This is a genomic window from Rhizobium sp. 05N430, from assembly GCF_056396985.1.
Genome location: NZ_JBFTMO010000008.1, coordinates 36,801 through 57,731, shown reverse-complemented (window position 1 = coordinate 57,731; position 20,931 = coordinate 36,801). Strand labels below are relative to the sequence as shown.

General features: G+C 60.4%; 19 protein-coding genes and 2 tRNA genes. 9 read left to right on the top strand and 12 right to left on the bottom strand.

Annotation, left to right across the window (positions count from 1 at the left end; genetic code table 11):
• From nagZ to AC1DJO_RS17640, 4 genes are all read right to left on the bottom strand, one after another.
• Positions 1-1,014, bottom strand: a complete 1,014-nt coding sequence (gene nagZ / locus AC1DJO_RS17655; RefSeq protein WP_477972106.1) for a beta-N-acetylhexosaminidase — start codon at positions 1,012-1,014, stop codon at positions 1-3.
• Positions 1,015-1,135: 121 nt separating this feature from the next.
• The gene (locus AC1DJO_RS17650; protein ID WP_477972104.1) at positions 1,136-4,126 is read right to left on the bottom strand and encodes an SPOR domain-containing protein; all 2,991 of its coding nucleotides are present in this window, start codon (positions 4,124-4,126) and stop codon (positions 1,136-1,138) included.
• Between the two features lie 61 nt (positions 4,127-4,187).
• Positions 4,188-5,945, bottom strand: a complete 1,758-nt coding sequence (argS, locus tag AC1DJO_RS17645; RefSeq protein ID WP_477972102.1) for an arginine--tRNA ligase — start codon at positions 5,943-5,945, stop codon at positions 4,188-4,190.
• 65 nt (positions 5,946-6,010) lie between these two features.
• Positions 6,011-7,228, bottom strand: a complete 1,218-nt coding sequence (locus AC1DJO_RS17640) for a deoxyguanosinetriphosphate triphosphohydrolase (RefSeq protein ID WP_477972100.1) — start codon at positions 7,226-7,228, stop codon at positions 6,011-6,013.
• Between the two features lie 221 nt (positions 7,229-7,449).
• Between AC1DJO_RS17640 and erpA the strand changes: the two genes are divergently transcribed.
• Both erpA and xth read left to right on the top strand, forming a co-directional pair.
• Positions 7,450-7,782 (top strand): iron-sulfur cluster insertion protein ErpA, encoded by a 333-nt coding sequence (erpA, locus tag AC1DJO_RS17635; RefSeq protein WP_112387964.1) that lies wholly within the window; start codon positions 7,450-7,452, stop codon positions 7,780-7,782.
• Between the two features lie 116 nt (positions 7,783-7,898).
• Positions 7,899-8,690, top strand: coding sequence for an exodeoxyribonuclease III (gene xth / locus AC1DJO_RS17630; RefSeq protein WP_112513812.1), 792 nt, complete (start codon positions 7,899-7,901; stop codon positions 8,688-8,690).
• 6 nt (positions 8,691-8,696) lie between these two features.
• Here the strand turns inward: xth and exoR are convergent, their stop codons facing one another.
• The 6 genes from exoR to AC1DJO_RS17600 all read right to left on the bottom strand — a co-directional run bounded on the left by exoR (position 8,697) and on the right by AC1DJO_RS17600 (position 16,613).
• Complete coding sequence (gene exoR / locus AC1DJO_RS17625) at positions 8,697-9,497, bottom strand: exopolysaccharide production regulator ExoR (protein ID WP_112387962.1); 801 nt, start codon at positions 9,495-9,497, stop codon at positions 8,697-8,699.
• Positions 9,491-9,931, bottom strand: a complete 441-nt coding sequence (locus AC1DJO_RS17620) for a hypothetical protein (RefSeq protein WP_477972098.1) — start codon at positions 9,929-9,931, stop codon at positions 9,491-9,493. Before AC1DJO_RS17620 ends, exoR begins: the two co-directional genes overlap by 7 nt.
• A 294-nt stretch (positions 9,932-10,225) precedes the next feature.
• Positions 10,226-11,494, bottom strand: a complete 1,269-nt coding sequence (locus AC1DJO_RS17615; RefSeq protein WP_477972096.1) for an OmpP1/FadL family transporter — start codon at positions 11,492-11,494, stop codon at positions 10,226-10,228.
• Between the two features lie 401 nt (positions 11,495-11,895).
• Complete coding sequence (locus AC1DJO_RS17610; RefSeq protein WP_477972094.1) at positions 11,896-14,736, bottom strand: valine--tRNA ligase; 2,841 nt, start codon at positions 14,734-14,736, stop codon at positions 11,896-11,898.
• Positions 14,737-14,854: 118 nt separating this feature from the next.
• Complete coding sequence (locus tag AC1DJO_RS17605) at positions 14,855-15,736, bottom strand: PopZ family protein (protein WP_477972092.1); 882 nt, start codon at positions 15,734-15,736, stop codon at positions 14,855-14,857.
• Positions 15,737-15,968: 232 nt separating this feature from the next.
• A complete protein-coding gene (locus AC1DJO_RS17600; protein WP_477972090.1) occupies positions 15,969-16,613 on the bottom strand; it encodes a protein-L-isoaspartate O-methyltransferase family protein in 645 nt (214 codons plus the stop codon).
• A gap of 656 nt (positions 16,614-17,269) precedes the next feature.
• On the opposite strand from AC1DJO_RS17600, the gene AC1DJO_RS17595 reads away from it, so the two are divergent.
• Complete coding sequence (locus AC1DJO_RS17595) at positions 17,270-17,413, top strand: hypothetical protein (protein ID WP_162705969.1); 144 nt, start codon at positions 17,270-17,272, stop codon at positions 17,411-17,413.
• A 20-nt stretch (positions 17,414-17,433) separates the two neighbouring features.
• Here AC1DJO_RS17595 and AC1DJO_RS17590 read toward each other — a convergent pair whose 3' ends face one another.
• Positions 17,434-17,667, bottom strand: coding sequence for a hypothetical protein (locus AC1DJO_RS17590; RefSeq protein WP_112387956.1), 234 nt, complete (start codon positions 17,665-17,667; stop codon positions 17,434-17,436).
• A 159-nt stretch (positions 17,668-17,826) separates the two neighbouring features.
• Here AC1DJO_RS17590 and AC1DJO_RS17585 point away from each other — a divergent pair.
• The 5 genes from AC1DJO_RS17585 to AC1DJO_RS17565 all read left to right on the top strand — a co-directional run bounded on the left by AC1DJO_RS17585 (position 17,827) and on the right by AC1DJO_RS17565 (position 20,344).
• Positions 17,827-17,900, top strand: a tRNA-Cys gene (locus AC1DJO_RS17585).
• Between the two features lie 194 nt (positions 17,901-18,094).
• Positions 18,095-18,328: a hypothetical protein gene (locus AC1DJO_RS17580; RefSeq protein ID WP_112539689.1), complete on the top strand. Its 234-nt coding sequence runs from the start codon at positions 18,095-18,097 to the stop codon at positions 18,326-18,328.
• A 58-nt stretch (positions 18,329-18,386) separates the two neighbouring features.
• On the top strand, positions 18,387-18,554 hold the full coding sequence (locus AC1DJO_RS17575; RefSeq protein WP_310298919.1) for a hypothetical protein: 168 nt from the start codon (positions 18,387-18,389) through the stop codon (positions 18,552-18,554).
• 144 nt (positions 18,555-18,698) lie between these two features.
• Complete coding sequence (locus AC1DJO_RS17570; protein WP_112387954.1) at positions 18,699-19,340, top strand: DUF47 domain-containing protein; 642 nt, start codon at positions 18,699-18,701, stop codon at positions 19,338-19,340.
• Positions 19,340-20,344, top strand: coding sequence for an inorganic phosphate transporter (locus AC1DJO_RS17565; RefSeq protein ID WP_112387953.1), 1,005 nt, complete (start codon positions 19,340-19,342; stop codon positions 20,342-20,344). The genes AC1DJO_RS17570 and AC1DJO_RS17565 overlap by 1 nt, the downstream gene beginning before the upstream one ends.
• A 9-nt stretch (positions 20,345-20,353) precedes the next feature.
• Here the strand turns inward: AC1DJO_RS17565 and AC1DJO_RS17560 are convergent, their stop codons facing one another.
• A complete protein-coding gene (locus tag AC1DJO_RS17560; RefSeq protein ID WP_112513818.1) occupies positions 20,354-20,653 on the bottom strand; it encodes a hypothetical protein in 300 nt (99 codons plus the stop codon).
• A gap of 117 nt (positions 20,654-20,770) precedes the next feature.
• Here AC1DJO_RS17560 and AC1DJO_RS17555 point away from each other — a divergent pair.
• Positions 20,771-20,845: transfer RNA gene (locus AC1DJO_RS17555), tRNA-Asn, on the top strand.
• The last annotated feature ends 86 nt before the right edge of the window (positions 20,846-20,931 follow it).

The following is a 20,931-nucleotide window of genomic DNA, read 5'->3' as shown; positions in this document are numbered from 1 at the left end:
TCAGACGGTGGCGAACATCGCATCGAATTCACTGCGGATTGCAGCTTCCTCGGATTGATCGGGCTTCGGCATGCCGGCCAGGACCGCGTCGGCGCGCTTCAGCGAAGCGTCCGACAGGACCGGAACATTGGCGACCACCTGCAGCATCTCGTCCATGTGGCCGTTGCAATGCAGCACGATATCGCATCCGCCTGCAATGATATTCGCGGCGCGCTCGCCGATCGTGCCAGCCAGCGCGTTCATCGATGTATCATCGGAAAGCAACAGGCCGTTGAAGCCGATGTGGCTGCGGATGACGCCGTCGATCACCTTGCGGGACGTGGTTGCCGGATTGGCATCGTCGATCGCCGTGAAGACGACATGGCAGGTCATCGCCGCGAGTTCGTCCTTCATGGCGATGAACGGCGGGAAGTCGTGGGCTTCGAGCTCGTCACGCGAAACGGTAACGACAGGGAGTTCGTGGTGAGAATCGGCAAAGCCCCGGCCATGGCCCGGCATATGCTTCATCACTGGCAACACGCCGCCGGCCTTCAAACCATCGCTGGCAGCACGGCCCATCGCGGTCACCGTCTGCGGATCGCCGCCATAGGCGCGGTTGCCGATGACGTTGCTGCTGCCTTCGACCGGCACGTCGAGCACCGGCAGGCAATCGACATTGATGCCGAACTTCAGAAGATCGAACGCGTGCAGGCGCGACATCAGCCAGGCGGCACGAAGCCCCTGCTCCCGATCCTGGCGATAGATGTCGCCGAGCGCCTGACCGGATGGATAGTGCTGCAGGATCGGCGGACGGATGCGTTGGACGCGGCCACCCTCCTGGTCGATCAGCACCGGCGCGTACCAGCCGACGCTTTCGCGCATCTCGGCAACGAGATCGGCGATCTGCTGCGGCTCGGAGATGTTGCGTCCAAAAAGAATGAAGCCCCAGGGGCGCTCGGCCCTGTAAAAGGCCTTTTCTTCCGGGGTCAGTGACAGGCCGCTACAGCCCAGGATCATCGCTTTTGATTCGGTCATACCCGAATCATAGAGGTGCTGAGGCGAATTGCGATAGAGGTCAACAGGCATTCACAGGAAAGGCTGGGCAAAACGAAAGCGGCGGGACCATGCCCGCCGCCTCGAACGTGTGTGACGCTGCTTACTTCGAGATCAGGCATGTGCCGCCGGCGGCACGATACTTTTCGCAAAGCGCTGCGGCTTCATCCTTTGAGCCGGCCGGGATACGGACGCGGTAGAAGGTGCCCTTGCCGGCGATATCAGCCTTGCGGATTTCGAAGCTGCGGCCAGCCAGAACACTACCAAACTTCTTCGAGAGGCTTGCATAAGACTTGTTGGCTTCCGCCTCCGAGGGCAGAGACGCAATCTGCACGCCGTAGCCGCCGGAAGGCGCTGAAGCCTGCGGCTGGGTGACGGCGGGCGCCACAGAGGCAACCTCGGGCTTCGGCGGCTGAGGAGCAACAGCGGCTGCAGGCTTGGCGGCCGGACGGACTGCCGGGACCGGAGCAGCTTCTGCAGGCTTTGCCGCAGCCTGGGGCTCGACCGGCGTCGACTGAACCTGACGGACCGGCGGCTCGACATTAGCAGGGTTGCTCGCTGCAACCTTGGCAAGGACCGATTCCGACGCGCCAGCCTGGGCAGGCGGCGTTGCCGTGTTCTCGACCGGGGTGGAGCGGATGTCGGCAGAAGCGACTTCGGTGCTGGCCGGGAAGCTGGCAGCCGAGCCGTTCGGCGTGATGGTGGTCGTCTTGACCTGCTTGACAACAGGCGCATCGACCGGTGCTTCGTCCTCACGGGCTACCAGAGTTCCGTCAGGCTTGACGATCATCGTGCGGACCTTGCGTGGCGAAACGGCGGGGACGCGGTCTGCGTCGCCGTCATTTGCTGCCTGCTCCGGCTGGTTCTGGTCCGGAAGAAGGCGCGGATCCTGCGTATCGCTGACCGGCGTGCTCATCGCCTGATCGGTGACATCGCCGTCATTGTCTTCAGGGGCAATCTCAGGCGTCAGCGTACGCTGAACGACGTCGACAGGTTCCTCATCCGAAGACACCAGGGCCGTCTGCTTCGGCGTCTCGGTGGCCCCAGCGACACGGTCGTAAACGGCCTTGTCCTGGTTCGGAACGGTCTTGCCGCCCGGATTGTCAGGAACGACCTTAACAGGTTCCTTGTCGGCGGAGATGATGCGCGGCTCGCCCGAGCCACCGGCAATGCCTGAGTCGGCGACGACGGTGTAGAGACCGTAGGCACCGCCTGCGAAAACCACCACCATGGCAGCGGCGGCAAGCATGCGCTTCATCGAGCGGGCGCGGTGCATGTCTTCGGCTGCGCCTGCGGACTGGATGTGGACTTCCGCGAGCTGCTCGGTGCGCTGCACCGGTTCGCGCATGCTGCGGCGAAGGTCTTCCTCAAGCGCGCGCTCCAGATCGTCAAGACCGGCAACGGCAGGTGCTGCGGCAGGCTTCGCGGCGGCAGGAGTAGCGGCCGGCGGCGCCCAGGCGGGAGCAGCGGCAGGTGCACGCTCGGCAGACTTCATAGGCTCAAAGAGGCTGGCAATCTCGGCGTCGACGTCGAAATCGAAATCGGAAGTCTGCGCCACAGGCTTGTGCTGTTCGACAGGCGGCAGCGCCGGAACATGCATCTCTTCGACAGCCTCCGGATGCCCGTCGGCATCGGCAATCATCGACGGGTCGAAAGGCAACTCTTCAACCGGCTCAGGTGCCGCGGCTTGGACAGGAGCGGTCCGCTGCGGCGCCGGGGTGAAGACCGAGGCAGCCGGCACATAGGAAACCGGCGCAGGCGTATAGGCAGGCTGCGCCACCGGACGCGGCGCCTCATCAAGCACAGGCGCGGGTGCAATCGGACGCGCGGCGGCAACAGGTGCCGGAACGAATGCGGCAGCAGGCGCGGCTACCGGTGCCGGAGCAGCAGCAACAGGTTCGGGCAGCGGCTTCACGGGTTCGGCGAAATCAAGATCAGCGAGTTCCAGTTCGATGCCCTCGAGATCGAGCTCGAAGTCATGACCGGCAAACGGGTCTTCCTCTTCCGGAGCAGCCAGCTTGGCAGCAACGGGAGCAAAGGCCTGAACCGGCTCGGCATGGCGAGCGGGAGCAGCTTCGACGGGCGCCTCATGATGAACCGGCTCGGCAGCGCGCTGCGGGACCGGATAGCGCGAGACGTCAGCCAGCAGATTATCGATATCGAACGCCGTGGCCGCATCCTGCGGCAAAGCTTCGGTCAGCGCGGCATCCGATGCCACGACGCCATCCTTGGCGGCGGCGGCAAGATCGAAACCGGCATCGTGCGAAACGGGTTCGGCGTAGGCTTCGACGGCTGCCGCTTCGGCGACCGGCTCGTGCTGCGGCAATTCGGCGACTTCGTGGCGATCGATCTCGGCTGGGAAACCACCGGAAACCGGCGGAAACTCGTCAGCGACATCGAGAGCTGCAAGTTCGTGAATTGCAGCTTCGGATGGAATGGTCTCGACCACCTGCGGCGCGGCGGCAACGGGCGCAGCGACGACCGGCTCGGGAACCACGGCGACAGGAGCCGCCGGTTCTTCGCGGCGAGCCGTGTGGAAATTGGCAAGCGGCAGCTTGATGCTGGCAGCCGACCACTGCGGCGCCTTCGGAGCCGGTGCCACCGACTGAACAGCTGCAGCTGCACCGATCGACATTTCAAGCTCTTCGATCAGATCACGGGCGCCGTTCGACACCGGCTCGGACTGCTGCGCAGTCCAATCCGCCGAAGCAAAGGCTCCCGCAGCATTCCAGGCGGAAGCGGCTGCCGGCTCGGCATGGACGACCGGCTCAGGCTCTACGGCCTGTGTCTCGCAATAGGTCGGCTCCGGCTCGACCTGCGCAGTCTGCTCGTAAGCGACGGGCTCGTAGGCCGCGACCGGCTCGGCCGGATGATCGACAACATCCGGTGCGCGCGGCGCATCGTAGCTTTCGAATTCCCGCAGCAACTCGTCTTCGAGATCGAAGGCGGGCTCCTGCCCGACCGGCTCTGAAACAGTATTGGCGGCTACCCGCGGCTCGAAGCCAACGATGCGCGCGAGTTCCGCAAGCGGATCGTTTTCATCGAACAGCTCCGTCTTCTGTCGCGCGTCATACGCAAGTTGTTTGTCTGCCATACCCATCCCACTCAAAAGCCAACGCGGTCAATGCCAGCGCAATGTGGGGATTTGGTGACGTTTATCGCATTTCATCCGGTGCGGCGGTACCAGTAATGGCAAGACCCGACTTCAAAACCGAAGCGACAGCGTACACCAGCCCTAGTCTGGCAATACTCGATTCTCGGCTCTTATCGTTAACAAATCGTAATTCAGTCTGATCTTTACCTTTGTTCCAGTGTGCATGGAACGAACTGGCGAGGTCGTAGAGGTAGAAAGCGACCCTGTGAGGCTCCTGTGCCTGGGCTGCGGACTCGACGACGCGCGGGAACTCAGCAGCCTTCGCAATCAGCTGCAATTCCGCGGGATCCGAGATTCCGGAGACGGCTTTTGCAAGCTCTGCGGGGGTCACGTCGAGGTCCGGAAACGCCTCCCTCGCCTGCCGGAAAACCGACATGCAACGAGCATGCGCATATTGCACGTAAAAGACCGGATTATCCTTCGACTGTTCCGTTACTTTGGCGAAATCGAAGTCAAGCGGCTCGGAACTCTTCCGGTACAGCATCATGAAACGCACCGAATCGCGACCGACTTCCTCGACCACGTCGCGCAGCGTCACAAAGTCGCCGGAGCGCTTCGACATCTTCACCGGCTCGCCATTGCGATAGAGCTTCACGAGCTGGCAGAGCAGCACCGTCAGCTTCGAATTGCCTTCCGAAACGGCACGCGCGACAGCTTCCAGACGCTTGACGTAGCCGCCATGGTCGGCGCCGAGCACATAGATCATTTCGTTGAAGCCACGGTCGAACTTGTTCTTGAAGTAAGCAACGTCGGCGGCGAAGTAAGTATAGGACCCATCCGACTTGATCAGCGGACGATCGACATCGTCGCCGACCTCGGTCGAACGGAACAGCGTCTGTTCGCGGTCTTCCCAATCCTCGGGCAGCTGCCCCTTCGGCGGCGGCAGGGAGCCCTTGTAGACGAAGCCCTTGAAGGTCAGGTCGTTGATCGCCGTGCGGATGGCGGCGGCACCGCCATCATGCAGCGTGCGCTCGGAGAAGAAGACGTCGTGGTGAACGTTCAATGCTGCAAGATCCTCGCGGATCATCACCATCATTGCATCGATCGCCTTGTCCTTGACGATGGGCATCCACTGCTCTTCCGGCATATTGTGCAACCGCACGCCGTATTCACTGGCCAGTGACTGGCCGACGGGCACGAGGTAGTCGCCCGGATAGAGACCTGCCGGGATCTCGCCGATCTTCTCGCCGAGGGCCTCGCGGTACCGCAGGAAGACCGAGCGCGCCAGCACGTCGATCTGCGAGCCGGCATCGTTGATGTAATATTCCTTCTCGACGGCATAGCCGGCGAAAGACAGAAGATTTGCCAGTGCGTCGCCGACGACGGCGCCGCGGCAATGGCCGACATGCATCGGGCCGGTCGGGTTTGCCGAGACGTATTCGACATTGACCTTGCGGCCGGTGCCGAGCGTCGAGCGGCCGTAATCGGTGCCGGCGCCGATCATCGACGCGAGCAGCCGCTGCCAGTAGCCGACGGACAGCTTGATGTTGATGAAGCCAGGACCGGCGACGGAGACGTCGGCCACATCCGGATCTTCCTTCAACTTGCCGATGATGATTTCGGCGAAGGCCCGCGGGTTGGTGCCGAGCGGCTTGGCCAGCACCATCGCCGCGTTGGTCGCAACGTCGCCATGGGTCGCGTCACGCGGCGGCTCGACGGCGATGCGGCCGAAATCGAACTCGGATCGCTTTTCCTTGACCAGATCGATCTGTTCAAGGGCGGTTTTAATCCTGGCTTCGAAATCGGTAAAAAGGTTCATCGCACTCTTCCATGCATAGGCTGTGCCACAAGGCATCGACCGGCCTTTTGCCGGGCGCGTGCTGCCTATCGCAAATCGGGAGTGTGGTCAAACAATCGCCTGTGGGCGCTGATAGCATAGGTGTCGGTCATGCCGGCCAGATAGTCGCCGACATGGCGGGCTTTCGGGGCATCTGCAAGGCCTGCGATATGATCGACCCAGTAGTGGCTCTGCATCTCTTTCGGGTTCGCCATATAGGCGCCGAAGAGGTCGGTGACGATCTGCGCGGCCCCTGCCCGGATGCGCATGATCTCGGGATGGCGGTAGATGCGCTTGAAGAGCATCTGCTTGATCAACCTGTCGGTTTCGGCCATCGCCGGCGAGAAGGTGGCGATGACACGGTCGGCGTGACGGATATCGTCAGCGCTCTCCGGCTTGACCTGCGCCAGGCGCTCCTGCGCGACGGAAATCACATCCTCGACCATGCGGGTGATCTGGCGGCGCATGATTTCATGGGTGAAGCGGCTCGCCTCGAGGTTCGGATAGCGCTCGCGCACTTCCGCCATCAGCCCGGCGAGGAAGGGAATTTCCTCCAGCATCTCGAAGGTCAGGTACCCGGAGCGCAGGCCGTCGTCGATATCATGGGTATTGTAGGCGATGTCGTCGGCAATCGCCGCAACCTGCGCCTCAAGGCTTGCATAGGTGTCGAGCTGCAGGTCGTGGATCTCGCAATAATCGAGGATCGGCTGCGGGACGGGGCCGCGCGTGCCCTGCCCGTCCTTGGTCAGCAGCGGGCCGTTATGCTTCACGAGGCCTTCGAGGCTTTCCCAGGTCAGGTTGATACCGTCGAATTCCGCATAGCGGCGCTCCAGCTTGGTGACGATCCGCAGTGACTGGGCATTGTGATCGAAGCCGCCATAGGGCAGCAGCACCTCATGCAGCGCATCTTCGCCGGTATGGCCGAAGGGCGTGTGGCCGAAATCGTGGACCAGCGCCACGCCCTCGGCCAGATCTTCGTCGAGCTTGAGCGCACGGGCCAAAGCGCGGGCGATCTGCGCCACCTCGATCGTGTGCGTCAGGCGCGTGCGGTAGTGGTCGCCGTCCTGGGCGATGAAGACCTGCGTCTTGTGTTTCAGGCGGCGGAAGGCCGTGGTGTGGACGATGCGGTCGCGGTCGCGCTGGAAATCGGAACGTGTCGGGCTGGAGCTTTCGTCATAGAGCCGCCCGCGGGTCGTCCAGGGGTCTGCCGCATAGACTGCCCGCTCGCTGTTTCCAAAACCCAATGCATGCCTATCGATCGTCATTCTTCACCGTCATTCGAGCTCGCGGCCGGATCGCCCATTGACGCCGCTTCACGCTCTTCATACCTATAGTCAGTATATACGGCAAAGCGGCGCTTTCTTAACCGCTTTCCGCAATAATGCGTTTCAACGACGCATGTGATAAATTCTTTTGATATCAGCCGTTTGAAAGATCATCGGCTTCTATCAATTCTCTCCGGATCTTGACCCCGGCAGGAGGAAGCATGACAGAGACCACAGTAACCCTCTCCGATGCCGCGGCAAAGCGAATCGCCGCCATCGTCGGCGCCGAAGCCGGCAAGAGCGCCCTTCGCGTTTCCGTCGAAGGCGGCGGATGTTCGGGCTTTTCCTACAAGTTCGATCTCGCCGACGGCGTTCAGGACGACGACGTGATCGTCGAGAAGAACGATGCGAAGGTGCTGATCGACAGCATGTCGCTGATCTATATGGCGGGCTCCGAGATCGACTTCGTCGACAACCTGCTCGGCCAATCCTTCCAGATCAACAATCCGAACGCGGTCGCCAGCTGCGGCTGCGGCACCAGCTTTTCGATCTGAACAACATCAGAGCACCCAAATCAGACCGGCCGAAGAAATCTCTTCCGGCCGGTTTATCGTCTTGTCCGGACGCTGCCCATCACGATACAAGATCGGCACGAAGCAAAAGGTGACGGATGAAGATCGCGACCTGGAACATCAACGGCGTCAAGGCGCGTATCGACAACCTCACGCAATGGCTGAAGGATTCCAGCCCTGACATCGCCTGCCTGCAGGAAATCAAGACCGTCGACGAAGGGTTTCCTCGCCTCGAGATCGAGGCGCTCGGCTATCACGTCGAAACCCACGGCCAGAAGGGTTTCAACGGCGTTGCGATCCTTTCCAAGAGCAAGCCTGACGAAGTGAACCGCGGCCTACCCGGTGATCCGCTGGATGAGCAGGCGCGCTTCCTCGAGGCCGTCTTTTCTTTGCCCGGCAACAAGGCGCTTCGCATCGGCTGCCTGTACCTGCCGAACGGCAACCCCGTCGACACCGAGAAATATACCTACAAGCTCGCCTGGATGGAGCGCCTGCGGCAATTCGCGATCCAGCGTCTCGAATATGAGGAAGCCTTCATCCTGGCCGGTGACTACAACGTCATTCCCGAGCCGCATGACTGCTTCGATCCGAAGGTCTGGGAGAGTGACGCGCTGTTCCTGCCGCAGACGCGCGAGGCTTTCCGCAGGCTCGAAGCCCTCGGCTTCACCGACGCGGTGCGCGCGACCACCGATGCGACACAGCTCTATTCATTCTGGGATTATCAGGCCGGCGCGTGGCCGAAGAACAACGGCATCCGCATCGACCACCTGATGCTGTCGCCCGAGGCTGCCGACCGGATGACCTCTACAGCGATCGAAAAGCATGTGCGCGCCTGGGAAAAGCCGTCGGACCACGTGCCCGTCGTCGCCTATTTCGACTTCGCCGCCTAAAGGAAATCAGTCGCCACTGGTGGCGATATTGTGGGAGAGCGATACCGCCGCGCGGCGGTCGCCTTCGGTGGCGACCGAGAAGGCCTGCTCCTGCAGCGATTCCATCCAGCCACAGTCCTTCGGCTTGCAGCGGTCGAGCGCCGCCGTCATCATTGCCAGACCGCGAGCCGACTGGCCCTCCTGGAACAGAATATTGCCGAAGACCGACATGGCGCCGGGATGGCCGCTCTTGCGGGCCTGGTTCAGCCACTTCTTGGCCTGCAGCGGATTGGCGCTGCCGCCATCGCCGGACAGCATCATCTGCGCCAGCTGGAACTGCGCCTCCGGCACGCCGAAGGTGGAGGCGACCTGGAAATAAAGCTGGCGGGCCTGATTGAGGTCGGTCTTGACGGGGCTGCCCGGAATGCCGTGCTTGTAGTAGCTGGCAAGCGAAAGAAGCGCATTGATGAAGAAGCCGGTGTCTTCGGAACCGGGCTCGACACCCTGCTGGGCGATCTCGCTGTAGATCTTGAAGGCCTCGAAATCGTCCTGGGTAACGCCATCGCCGTCGGCATACATATTGGCCAGCGCCCAGCGCGAGCCGGTGTGCCCCTTTTCGGCGGCGTATTTATAGGCTTCGACGGCCTCTTCCTTCTGGCCGCTCTTGTAAGCCTTGAAACCGAACTTGAAGAGATCGAAAGGACCGGATTCCTTGGTCACGCCGGCATTGATATCAAACGCGCCAGCTGGGGATGCAATCGCCGCTGAAAGAGCGATGGACAGCCCCATGATAGATGATCTGAAAAGTCTGAACTCGGATGTCAGCATTTCACTCGGTTTCTTTCGCTTCCATCGCAGACCAGCCCGGCAGCAAAAACTCCGCTGCCACGCGTCCCGGCGTATTCCCTCCAGGCGAGCGATCCCGCGGCGAGCTCTCTGGCTCCTTTGCCCGCGTCGCATCCAGCCTTTCGCCCTTCTTCGAGGGCGTGAATTTCCTGCGCATCGCGATAGACCGCCCGGTTTCCGGCCCGCCCCCCCGCCTGCAATGCCTGCGGCGTCACTTTTGCGGAGGAAATGTCTCTCTCTCCGCCTCGCCAATAGTCGTAAACACCAAATGTGACCAAACCGGTATCGGCGTGATCGCGGCGTTCTTCAGCGCCCATCATGGACGCGGAAACATCGGAGAATGGACAGATGGAAGACACGACCTGAGAGCGAAGTTTTTCGGCGGAATCGCCTTGCGGGAAAAGCTGAATCGCCAATGGAGCGGAATGAAATCCGGCCCCCGATCGGCCCTTGCCTGTCCCTGAAAAAACTCGACCCATCTTACTTTTCAAACGCACCCTACGCCTGCCATTCCCTTGCCCGAAGATACCGCTGCGCTCTGTTTGTGGCGGGAAATGGACAAATTGTCCCTGGAGAGAGCTTACGCCAACTGTCGTAAAAAACTGTTGCGGATTCGTCACAAAATGGGATGGCCAAAAGGCATGATTAATATGGCAGCAAGCAAAGAAAAGCCCGGCGCTAGGCCGGGCTTTGTGTTTGGCAAGTCTTTATTAGAACTTGACTTTGAGGCTGGCGGAGAGTGCCGTTACAAGGTCGTCGCCGAAATCGTATGAGACTCCCTCGCCGTATGTGATGCCGTCATAGGTTACGGCGTGTGAAGAACCGCTGGTCAGCAATCCAATTGCTCCGGCCAACCGCAGTTCGACATTCTCCGTCGGAGTGTACGACGCGCCCGCGCCGATGGTCCACGAGTCAGTCTGCGCGCCGTATCCCTGACTGGTCCCGCGATCCCAAGTGAGGCTAATTGCGCCAGCCCACTGATCGTTGAACTTGTGTCCGACACCTCCGGTGATCGTCCAGCCGTCGCGGTAAAGAAGGTCAAGCGATGTGAGCTCGGTCGCCCCGCCCGAGGTGCATTTAACGCCCTTTGTTGCTGTCGGGCAGAAGGCGATCGACTGCAATACGCTCCAGTTTGTCCACTTTACCGAGCCGAAAGCGAGCCAATCAGGCGCGATGCCGCTTTGCAGCTTGAGCTCAAGCGAGTCTGGTGCATCGGCAGAACCGAAAACGTCCGTCCGCTTGCCCAGCGCCGGATTGGTCGGGTCGAGGAATGCCGGAACCTGGGTGAGGTCAACTGTACCGTCGAGATTGTCGTATTTCACCCGGCTGTTGTAAACGAGGCTTGCCCGCAAAGCATATTCGGGAATTTCGTAGGCGACACCAGCGCGCCAGCCCCAGCCTTCTCCCGTCAAATCGAGGCGGCCGATACCCGTTCCCAATACCGGCGGGATGGTGATAACCTGGCGTTCCTTGAACGCGTCGATCTCCTGATAGAAGGCGCCGCCAATCAGGCGAAACTGGCCCTGGCCGACATCGAACTTGTATGAACAGGTTCCGGCGTAGTTGTGGCTCGTCACCTTGGTCTCGATATTGTCGTTCGCCCCTGCCCAGTTCACGCCGGGATTGGTATGCGCACCGAAGGGCTCGGAATAATCGACCAAGCAGTCGATGTCTCCGACGTTACCCCTGAAACCGGCGTAGGGAACCGCATAATTCTCGGTCTCGTCAGCGTAGTTCGGACGTCCGCTCAGGTCACCACCACCGTTGATGGTCATCGATGTGTCTTCGTCCTTCACATTCTTCAGCTTGCGCTGCGGCATCACATAGGTAACGCCCGAATTGAACGAAAACGGACCGGTATCGAACAGCTGATCGATATTGTAGCCGCCGCGTTCCAGACCGCCCGCAAAGGACGGCATCGCGACGGACGAAAGGATAATGAGCGATGCTACGCCCTTGGAAAACATACGAGATGCCATTGTGTCTCCCCCACTCAAGCAATGCAGATGCTGCACCTTGCAAAGGAATAGCGCGGATGACAATGCGCGCCTTCATGACGCCACAATGCATGCAAGAAGTTAAATTGACGTAAGAAATTGACGAGCACGTCAAATTTTTGCGTATGGTAAAATTTTATCCCAATAAACTAATCATTCCGGGTTAGTTTTGGATTATCCTTCCAAGCCGATCTGCCCCTGTATCAATCTGACAACAGTCAGTTTTTTCGGCCCTACCCACTGAATAATTTGCAAAACCGCCCGATTCAGCGTGATCGGCGGCGCATATGAGCAAGTTCTTCCGATTCGGATTGCTGCGAACGCAAAACGGCGCCCATGCAAGGCCGGACGCCGCTTTGGAATAGTTTACTACCAAGAGTGGATTAAGCTTCGTTCACCCTCGCCAGCGCAACCGTCAGGCTTTCCATTTGCCCCTGCAGTTCGGCCAGGCGCTCGCGCTCGGCTTCGACCACTTCGGGATTGGCGTTGGCGACGAACTTCTCGTTCGACAGCTTGCCGTTGATGCGGGCCATCTCGCCTTCGGTCTTGCCGATCGCCTTTTCGAGACGCGACTTCTCGGCCGAAAGGTCGATCAGGCTGCCGAGCGGCAGGCAGGCCGTGGCTTCGCCGACGACGATCTGTGCAGCGCCCTTCGGCGCAGTGTCGGCAAGCGAGACAGTCTCCACGCGCGCCAGGCGCTTGATCGCCGCGTCGTGGCGCGACAGGCGCTCCTGGGTCAGCGCATTGGCGTTGACGAAGACCAGCGGCGCGGTCGCTGACGGCGGGACGTTCATCTCGGCGCGAACCGAGCGGATGCCGGACACCAGATCGATCAGCCAGTTGATCTCGTCTGCGGCGGCATCGTCGGAGAAGGACGGTACCGGCCAGTCGGCGTGGCAGACGAGTGTATCGCGCTCGATGCCTTCGCCTGCGGTATGCGCCCACAGCTCTTCCGTCATGAACGGCATGAAGGGATGCAGCAGCTTGTAGATCTCTTCGAGAATATAGGCGCTGCAGGCCTGCGCTTCCGCCTTGGCAGCCTCGTCCTCGCCGCTAAACACAGGCTTCAGCAGTTCCAGATACCAGTCGCAGACCTGGTTCCAGACGAAACGGTAAAGCGCGCCAGCCGCATCGTTGAAACGATAGGCCTCGATGGCTTCCGTTACGTCACGTTCCGCACGGGCAAGTTCCGTCAGGATCCAGCGGTTGATGGTCAGCTTGACGCTGTCAGGCGCAAAGTTCGGGTCGCTCTTGGCGCCGTTCATCTCGGCAAAGCGCGTGGCGTTCCAGAGCTTGGTGCCGAAGTTGCGGTAGCCGGCGATACGCGCCGGGTCGAGCTTCACGTCGCGGCCCTGTGCCGCCATGATGGCCAGCGTGAAACGCAGCGCGTCGGCGCCGTATTCGTCGATCAGTTCCAGGGGGTCGATGACGTTGCCCTTCGACTTCGACATCTTCTGGCCGTTCTTGTCGCGGACCAGCGCGTGGATATAGACGGTATGGAACGGCTCGACCGGATTGCCATCCTCGTCCTTCATGAAGTGCAGACCCATCTGCATCATGCGAACCACCCAGAACGGGATGATGTCGAAGCCGGTGACCAGAACGTTGGTCGGGTAATAGCGCGCCAGTTCCGGGGTCTTCTCCGGCCAGCCGAGCGTCGAGAACGGCCAGAGCGCCGATGAGAACCACGTATCCAGAACGTCTTCGTCACGGGTCAGAATTTCGCCCGGCTTGAAGTTCTCCAGCAGGTCCTCGACATAGGCCTTCATCGGGCCTTCATGCGACAGATAGTGCTGGATCGCAGCCTGCAGCGCTTCCTCTTCGGTCTTCTCGACGAAGACTTGGCCATCCGGACCGTACCAGGCCGGGATCTGGTGTCCCCACCAGAGCTGGCGGGAGATGCACCAGGGCTGGATGTTTTCCATCCATTGGAAATAGGTGTTTTCCCAGTTCTTCGGCACGAACTTGGTGCGGCCTTCGCGAACCGAGGCGATCGCCGGCTTGGCGAGCGTCTTGTTGTCGACCCACCACTGTTCCGTCAGGCGCGGCTCGATCGGCACGCCGCCGCGGTCGCCATGCGGAACCATGTGCTTGTGCGGCTCGATCTTGTCGAGCAGGCCGGCTTCTTCGAAAATCTCGACGATGATCTTGCGCGCCGCGAAGCGATCCTGGCCCTCGAGACGATCCCAGGCGCCATGCAGGGCAGCCGGATTGTCGAGACCTTCCAGAAAGTCCTCGTTTTCCTTGATGATGACAGAGCCGTCGACGTCCAGCACGTTGATAGCGCGCAGACCGGTGCGCCGGGCGACGTCAAAGTCGTTGAAATCATGCGCCGGCGTCAGCTTGACGGCGCCGGTACCGGCGGTCGGATCGGCATAGCTGTCGGCAACGATCGGAATCTTGCGGCCGACGATCGGCAGGATGACGTGCTTGCCGACGATCGACGTATAGCGATCGTCATCCGGATTGACGGCAACGCCGGTGTCGCCAAGCATGGTTTCCGGGCGGGTCGTGGCGACGACGAGATAATCGCGGGTTTCGAATTCGGTCGGCTTGCCGTCTTCGTCGAAGGCAACCGGATGCTGGTAGGTGACGCCCTCTTCCAGCGGATAGCGCAGATGCCAGAGGTTACCCTTGACCTCGAGCTGCTCGACTTCCATGTCGGAAATCGCCGTCAGCAGCTTCGGATCCCAATTGACCAGACGCTTGTCCTTGTAGATGAGCCCCTGCTTGTAAAGCGTTACAAACACTTCGAGAACGGCCTGCGACAGACCCTCGTCCATGGTGAAGCGTTCGCGCGACCAATCGCAGGAGGCGCCAAGGCGCTTCAGCTGGTTGAAGATCAGGCCGCCCGATTCAGCCTTCCATTCCCAGACCTTGTCGATGAAGGCGTCGCGGCCCATGTCGCGGCGACCCGGAAGCTGCTGTTCCATCAGCTTGCGCTCGACGACCATCTGCGTGGCGATACCCGCATGGTCCATGCCCGGCTGCCACAGCACATCCTTGCCGCGCATGCGCTCGAAACGGATCATGATATCCTGCAGCGTATTGTTGAGCGCGTGGCCCATGTGCAGGGAGCCCGTCACGTTCGGCGGCGGGATGACGATCGTGAACGTTTCGGCACCGGGCTTCTTGTTGGCGCCAGCGCGGAAAGCATCGGCTTCGTCCCATTTCGCAGCGATTTTGGGTTCGACTGCGGCGGAATCGTAGGTCTTGTCGAGCATTTTATGACCAAACTTCGGGGTTTTAGGATGGGGTTTGTAAATAGGATGGCTGCGGGCAAGTCAATAAAAAAGCCGCCCCGGAGACCGGAGCGGCTTGTTCGGTAAAAAGCGTTTCCGGTTAGCGGCGCGGACCGCGCGCCACGCGCTCGATTTCTTCACGCACGAGGCGTTCGACCAGCGTCGGCAGATTGTCGTCCAGCCATTCGCGCAGCATCGGACGCAGCATGTCTTCGGCGATCTCATCCAGCGAGCGGCGCTCGGCGCCATCGATGGCAAGCGCCAGTTCCTCGAAGGAACGTGCGACCTGAAGGCTGGCATCCTGCGAGATCAGCGCCTGGGCTTCTTCCATGATCTGCGGCAGAAACTGGGGCATGGCAACCGGGGCTTCGACGACGGGTGCCTCCGGCGCGATTTCGGCCTGCGGAGCGATCGTTGCCTGCGGCTCCGGGAACACTTCTGTGGCAGCGGCTGCTACCGGCTGAGGGGCAGCGTCCACCGGTGCGGCTTCGGCAACAAGCGGCGCCGGCTTCGATGCCGGCAGCGGGGCGACGACGGGAGCGGATACATGCTCGACCGGTGCACGGACCTGTTCAGCGACGGGCTCGGCCACGGGTTCCGGCTGGCGGAAGACCGGCGGAAGCTCGCGCGGCGGCTGGGCCGGCAGACGCTCGGAGGCGGCACGAACCCGGGCGGCGACATCGGCAAGCGACATGGAGCGCGCGGGCTCCTCGATATCGCGCGTGCCTGCCGAATTGGCGGCGACGAAGCGTGGATCGGCCTGCATCACCGGCTCGGGAAACTCGACATTGGCATAGGTGTCGTCGACGGTCAGACGGATGTTGGAGTCGCTGCCCTCGTCTTCGCCGTCATCGCCGTAAACCGGCGGCAGAGATTGGGAAATGGCCTTGCCGGCACCCGGATCATTGCTCTCGATGATCTGGCGGATCGACGCCAGGATCTCTTCCATGGACGGTTCACGCGCTACGCTTGGCTGAGCCATATCTATCCCCGTTATGCTAAAAGCAACGATCGGATTGCGTGGTGTGGGCATCCGAATCACCTAGACACTAGAATACCCAAGACGCGAAAAAAATCATCGCGAATCAAATGAATGCGTCCATGCACAGTTTTGTTGGATGAACTGCGGACCGTCTGCCCGGCCCGGTTTCAGCGCCGCAAACGCAAACGGGCGCCCGAGGCGCCCGCATCGTCAAGGAGCAATGCAATGCTGCTCAGAACACGAATTCGCGCAGCTTTGCGAAGCCCGGCAGCGGCTTGACCGACGCGTTGAAGAAGACGTTTTCGGAAACGGCACCGCGCTCGGAAACGAAGACCTTGGCGCGGGCGGCGTTGCCGTAACCCTCGACCGTGACCAGACGGCCGCCCTCGGCGAGCTGGCCGAGAAGAGCTGCCGGAACATGCTCGACGGAACCGTTGACGAAGATCAGATCATAAGGCGCGCCGGCCGTATGGCCCTTCTCGAGACCGCCGGTGACAACGGCGACATTCGGATAGGCTGCCAGATTGGCCTTTGCCGTTGCGGCAAGCGCTTCATCGGATTCGAGAGCGGTAACCGAACCGGCGATCAGCGACAGCAGCGCCGAGGTGTAGCCGGTACCGCAGCCGACTTCGAGAACCGTGTCGTCCTTGGTGATCGCGGCAAGCTGCAGCAGCTTTGCCAGCGGCGAGGCTTCCATCAGGAAGCGGCCGGGACAGATCTCGACGTCATTATCGATATAGGCCAGCGCCTTCGACTTTTCAGGCACGAAAGTTTCGCGCTCGACCGTCAGGAACGCGCTCAACACGGAATGGGACGTCACGTCCGTCGTACGGATCTGGTTGTCGACCATCTTCACGCGTGCTGCTTCGAAATCCATCTTATCCTCTTGCCCGTTTTCAGCGGCTACATGCGTCTCTTAATCCCGGGTTCGGATGCTTTCAAGGCTCCGCGCGCGGCTGCGGCAAGAATACTTGAGTGGACGCGGCGCTGTCGCGTGCGCCGGAGCGCATTCCAAACTCCGAAGTGGCATAAAGCGTGGCCCTGTGGTATTCTTGCAACCGGAGGAAATGAGGAGGAGCAGGCCATGTCTGCCATGTTCGTGCATTTCACACTCTTCGACTTGTTCATCGGTGCGGCGCTCGTCGGCATTCTTTGCTGCGGGCTGGTCAACAGCCGGACGAGTTGAGGACAATCACAGCGCAGCAGGCAGGAATCAGTAGGCCCGCTCTTTAGGTTCGAATGCGAAGCACGGGTTTTACGATTTTCATTCTGCTGCTGATCGCCGCCGCAAGCGTCATTCTTGCGGGCGTCTTGTCCATGCGGCTATCCTTGGCGGGAACGCTCGGAGATTGCTTCACTGGCGCATGCGGCTACACGACCGTGTTCATCGCCTGGCCGGGCTTGACGCTTAGCTTTTTTGCCATCGGCGCCTATCTTTATCTGAAATCCGCACCGAGACCCTGAACAGCGTTTCAGGAACCTGTCAGCTTCCCATGCGACAAAGGCCGCAATCGAAGCGAACGCGGAATAGGCATGAACAGATCCCTGATACTCGGCGCCTGCTTTATCGGCGGTTTCGTCGCAATCATTCTCTGCATTCCACTGATCGGCTCTGCCGCACCCAGCGTCACCACAGGTGGCGTCTCGCCGATTGCCGCGCTTCAAAGATCGAATTGAGGCGTTGATCGCCGCGCGGATCAGCGCATTGTCTTCAAAAGCGCCGCCAATGCCGCGGCGTCCGCCCTCGCTACCCGCTCCTGCATATGCCCTTCGGCAAGATAGCCGACGGCATCCAGCGCTTCCTGCTCACTCCATCCGGCGGCAACCGCCGCCTCGATCAAATCGCGGAACGCGAATTGCAGCGCGTCCTGGCACCGGATGTGGCGGTCGGGATCATCCTTGGTGACAAAGGGTTTTGAGATATTCCTCATATATGGATAATGAGCGGATTCGCTGAATGATCAAGGGCGCCGGATGCCGATTGACGGTGGACGAGTTATTGCCGGTCAAGATTTTTCGAAAAACACCTCTTGCGGTTTCCTTTGGATCATTCTAAATCCGCGCCACCACTGAACAAGTCGTTCACGGATGGCCTCGTGGCGGAGTGGTGACGCAGAGGACTGCAAATCCTTGTACCCCGGTTCAATTCCGGGCGAGGCCTCCAAATTCAACAATCTAAGCTTGTATTGCCGGAATAAATCCCCGCCCCTGCGGCCGGTGATGTATTATCCATTTTTGGGATAATGCTGTTTAAGCTAAAGCTTATCTGTGAATATAATCCGACTCTACTTCTGATAATATAGACATGATCAAGATCCCATGTGACGTTGCATCCTGCGTATAGAAGCGGGATGACACATGGCGAAAACGAGATACATTTTCGATCATAAGTCTGAGAAAGCGGTCCTATTTCAAGCAGGCAAGTTTTTGTTCCCAATCGGCGGCAGCAAGGCCGAGCACTGGATCGACGGAGACTATGTTTTCTCCCTGACGACGCAAAAAATTACCTACTGGATCCTCGGCCAGGACTTGTATGGCCATATCGGCAACGGCGAACTGACCCGCGAGCCGCTGTTCTACTTCGGTGAATGAGCAGACTTGACTATTCGCTTGAATGAGAACAAAATAGGAACATCAGACGGAGGTTCCTATGACCCATGCCGAACAGGTGATTGCGAATGCGCTTGCGACCGTGGCTGCCAGCCGCGCCGAGCGGGAAAAGGACGAGGAGCGCAGACGGCGCGTGTTCGGCAAGATCGATATCGGCCTGCCTCTGCCTCAAATCAAGAACCGGCAGCTGACACTCGACCTTCATTAAGAGAATCGTATTCCCGAGGCTGTGTGAAACCTGCCTCAAACGCGTGGAAAAGCCTGCTGGCGCGGTATGTTCGGCCCGGCTTTTATTGCAACAGGACCCCATTTGTGACAGTTGCGTGACAACTCAAGCACTCACGGGGTCGCCATGTTAAGCTGGTTTCGCAAACTTCTTCCGCGCGAAGATCGATTCTTCGATCTTTTTGCTCAGCACTCGCGCACCGTCGTCGGCGCGGCGGAATCGCTGAACGAATTGTTGGCCGGAAACGATACCGAGCGGCATTGCAACCGCATCGTCACGCTGGAAAACGAGGCCGACGATATTACCCGCGAAGTTTTGCTGGCCGTGCGCCGCAGCTTCATCACGCCATTCGACCGCGGCGACATCAAGGATCTGATCCAGTCGCTCGATGACGCGATCGACATGATGCACAAGACGGTCAAGACCATCCGCCTGTTCGAACAGAAGAGCTTCGATCCCGGTATGCAGGAGATGGGCAAGGAAATCGTCAAGGCGGCACATCTGATTGCCGAGGCCATTCCGCTTCTCGACCGGATGGGCGCCAATGCGCAGCGGCTGACATCGATCGCTGAGGAAGTCACGCGTGTCGAAGGCAAGTCGGACGAGCTTTACGATCTCGGTCTGAAAGACCTGTTCCGCCGTCACGGCGCCTCCAACCCGATGGCCTATATTATCGGCAGCGAGATCTATGCCGAGCTCGAAAAGGTGGTCGACCGGTTCGAGGACGTTGCCAACGAAATCAGCGGCATCGTGATCGAGAACGTCTGATGGATGCCACCCTCGCCTTTCCGCTGCTGATCGGACTGATCGCGGTCGCGCTGTTCTTCGATTTCCTGAACGGACTGCACGATGCGGCGAACTCGATCGCGACAATCGTCTCGACTCGTGTTTTGAAGCCCCAATATGCCGTGATGTGGGCGGCGTTCTTCAATTTCATCGCCTTCCTGTTCTTCGGCCTGCATGTGGCGGAAACGCTGGGCACCGGCATCATCAATCCCGAGATCGTCAGCCCGCTGGTGATTTTTGCGGCCTTGATGGGCGCAATCATCTGGAACATCGTCACCTGGGTCTTCGGGATACCGTCGAGCTCGTCGCATGCGCTCGTTGGCGGTCTCGTCGGCGCCGGCCTCGCCAAGGTCGGCTTCAGCTCGATCGTCTGGGGCGGCCTGCTGAAAACGGCAGGAGCCATCGTGCTGTCGCCGATGATCGGCTTTCTGCTGGCGCTGTTCCTGGTGCTCGCCGTCTCGTGGATCTTCGTGCGGCAGACGCCGTTTGCCGTCGATAGCACCTTCCGCATCCTGCAGTTCGTCTCCGCCTCGCTCTATTCGCTTGGCCATGGCGGCAATGATGCGCAGAAGACCATGGGCATCATTGCCGTGCTTCTCTATTCGCAGGGCTATCTCGGCGGCAGCTTCCACGTTCCGCTCTGGGTGGTGCTTTCCTGCCAGACGGCGATGGCGCTCGGTACGCTCTTCGGCGGCTGGCGAATCGTCCACACGATGGGATCGAAGATCACCAAGCTCAATCCGATGCAGGGTTTCTGCGCCGAGACCGGCGGAGCGCTGACGCTGTTCGGCGCGACATGGCTCGGCATTCCGGTTTCGACGACGCATACGATTACCGGTGCCATCATCGGCGTCGGCGCGGCAAAGCGCGTCTCAGCGGTGCGGTGGGGGCTTGCCGGCAATATCGTCATCGCCTGGGTGGTGACGCTGCCGGCGGCGGCATTGATCTCGGCGCTGTTCTACTGGGCCGCGGGCTTCTTCGCCTGATTCCAGACTTTAGCTACCGGCGGGCCTGCCCCGCCGGTGCCACCAGACCGACAGCCTGCGGCGCCAGCGGCGCGCCAAAGGCAGATCGTGCGACAGCACGATGAAGCCCAGCGGCAACATCCAGAAGCCGAGGATGGGCAGAAACCCCAGGAAGCCACAGACAATCAGCAGCAGTCCGATGCCGATCCGCGCCATGCGCGAGCGCGGCAGCGGGATGCGCCAGGAGCCAAGAACGAGCTCCCCGGTCGCATGATCGATGCCAAAGCGCTTGGCTCGCGAATTTCCAGTGTTGTTTTTCCCGTCAGTCATCCACAGGAGATGGGGATAAGTGCAGCAATTGCAAGCAGATGTCATTTTTTTGAAAAAACCGCTTGGCAAATCGAACAAGCATTTGTATTAGCCCACTCACACCGCGGCAAGCGGTGATCCCTGGTAGCTCAGCGGTAGAGCATTCGACTGTTAATCGACAGGTCGCCGGTTCGAATCCGGCCCGGGGAGCCAAATTCTGAAGGGCTGCGCTGCATAGCGCGGCCCTTTTTATTTCCGCTACTTTCTCCTCGTTCTCGATAGCAGCCTTGTGGATAAGT

Coding starts and splice junctions, on each gene's coding strand:
- AC1DJO_RS17565 (WP_112387953.1), top strand. CDS start 19,340: ATGGATGCCACCCTCGCCTTTCCGCTGCTGATCGGACTGATCGCGGTC.
- AC1DJO_RS17590 (WP_112387956.1), bottom strand. CDS start 17,667: ATGAGGAATATCTCAAAACCCTTTGTCACCAAGGATGATCCCGACCGC.
- AC1DJO_RS17600 (WP_477972090.1), bottom strand. CDS start 16,613: ATGGATTTCGAAGCAGCACGCGTGAAGATGGTCGACAACCAGATCCGT.
- argS (WP_477972102.1), bottom strand. CDS start 5,945: ATGAACCTTTTTACCGATTTCGAAGCCAGGATTAAAACCGCCCTTGAA.
- AC1DJO_RS17560 (WP_112513818.1), bottom strand. CDS start 20,653: ATGACTGACGGGAAAAACAACACTGGAAATTCGCGAGCCAAGCGCTTT.
- xth (WP_112513812.1), top strand. CDS start 7,899: ATGAAGATCGCGACCTGGAACATCAACGGCGTCAAGGCGCGTATCGAC.
- AC1DJO_RS17595 (WP_162705969.1), top strand. CDS start 17,270: ATGAACAGATCCCTGATACTCGGCGCCTGCTTTATCGGCGGTTTCGTC.
- AC1DJO_RS17575 (WP_310298919.1), top strand. CDS start 18,387: ATGACCCATGCCGAACAGGTGATTGCGAATGCGCTTGCGACCGTGGCT.
- AC1DJO_RS17570 (WP_112387954.1), top strand. CDS start 18,699: ATGTTAAGCTGGTTTCGCAAACTTCTTCCGCGCGAAGATCGATTCTTC.
- exoR (WP_112387962.1), bottom strand. CDS start 9,497: ATGCTGACATCCGAGTTCAGACTTTTCAGATCATCTATCATGGGGCTG.
- AC1DJO_RS17605 (WP_477972092.1), bottom strand. CDS start 15,736: ATGGCTCAGCCAAGCGTAGCGCGTGAACCGTCCATGGAAGAGATCCTG.
- erpA (WP_112387964.1), top strand. CDS start 7,450: ATGACAGAGACCACAGTAACCCTCTCCGATGCCGCGGCAAAGCGAATC.
- nagZ (WP_477972106.1), bottom strand. CDS start 1,014: ATGACCGAATCAAAAGCGATGATCCTGGGCTGTAGCGGCCTGTCACTG.
- AC1DJO_RS17580 (WP_112539689.1), top strand. CDS start 18,095: ATGGCGAAAACGAGATACATTTTCGATCATAAGTCTGAGAAAGCGGTC.
- AC1DJO_RS17640 (WP_477972100.1), bottom strand. CDS start 7,228: ATGACGATCGATAGGCATGCATTGGGTTTTGGAAACAGCGAGCGGGCA.
- AC1DJO_RS17610 (WP_477972094.1), bottom strand. CDS start 14,736: ATGCTCGACAAGACCTACGATTCCGCCGCAGTCGAACCCAAAATCGCT.
- AC1DJO_RS17650 (WP_477972104.1), bottom strand. CDS start 4,126: ATGGCAGACAAACAACTTGCGTATGACGCGCGACAGAAGACGGAGCTG.
- AC1DJO_RS17615 (WP_477972096.1), bottom strand. CDS start 11,494: ATGGCATCTCGTATGTTTTCCAAGGGCGTAGCATCGCTCATTATCCTT.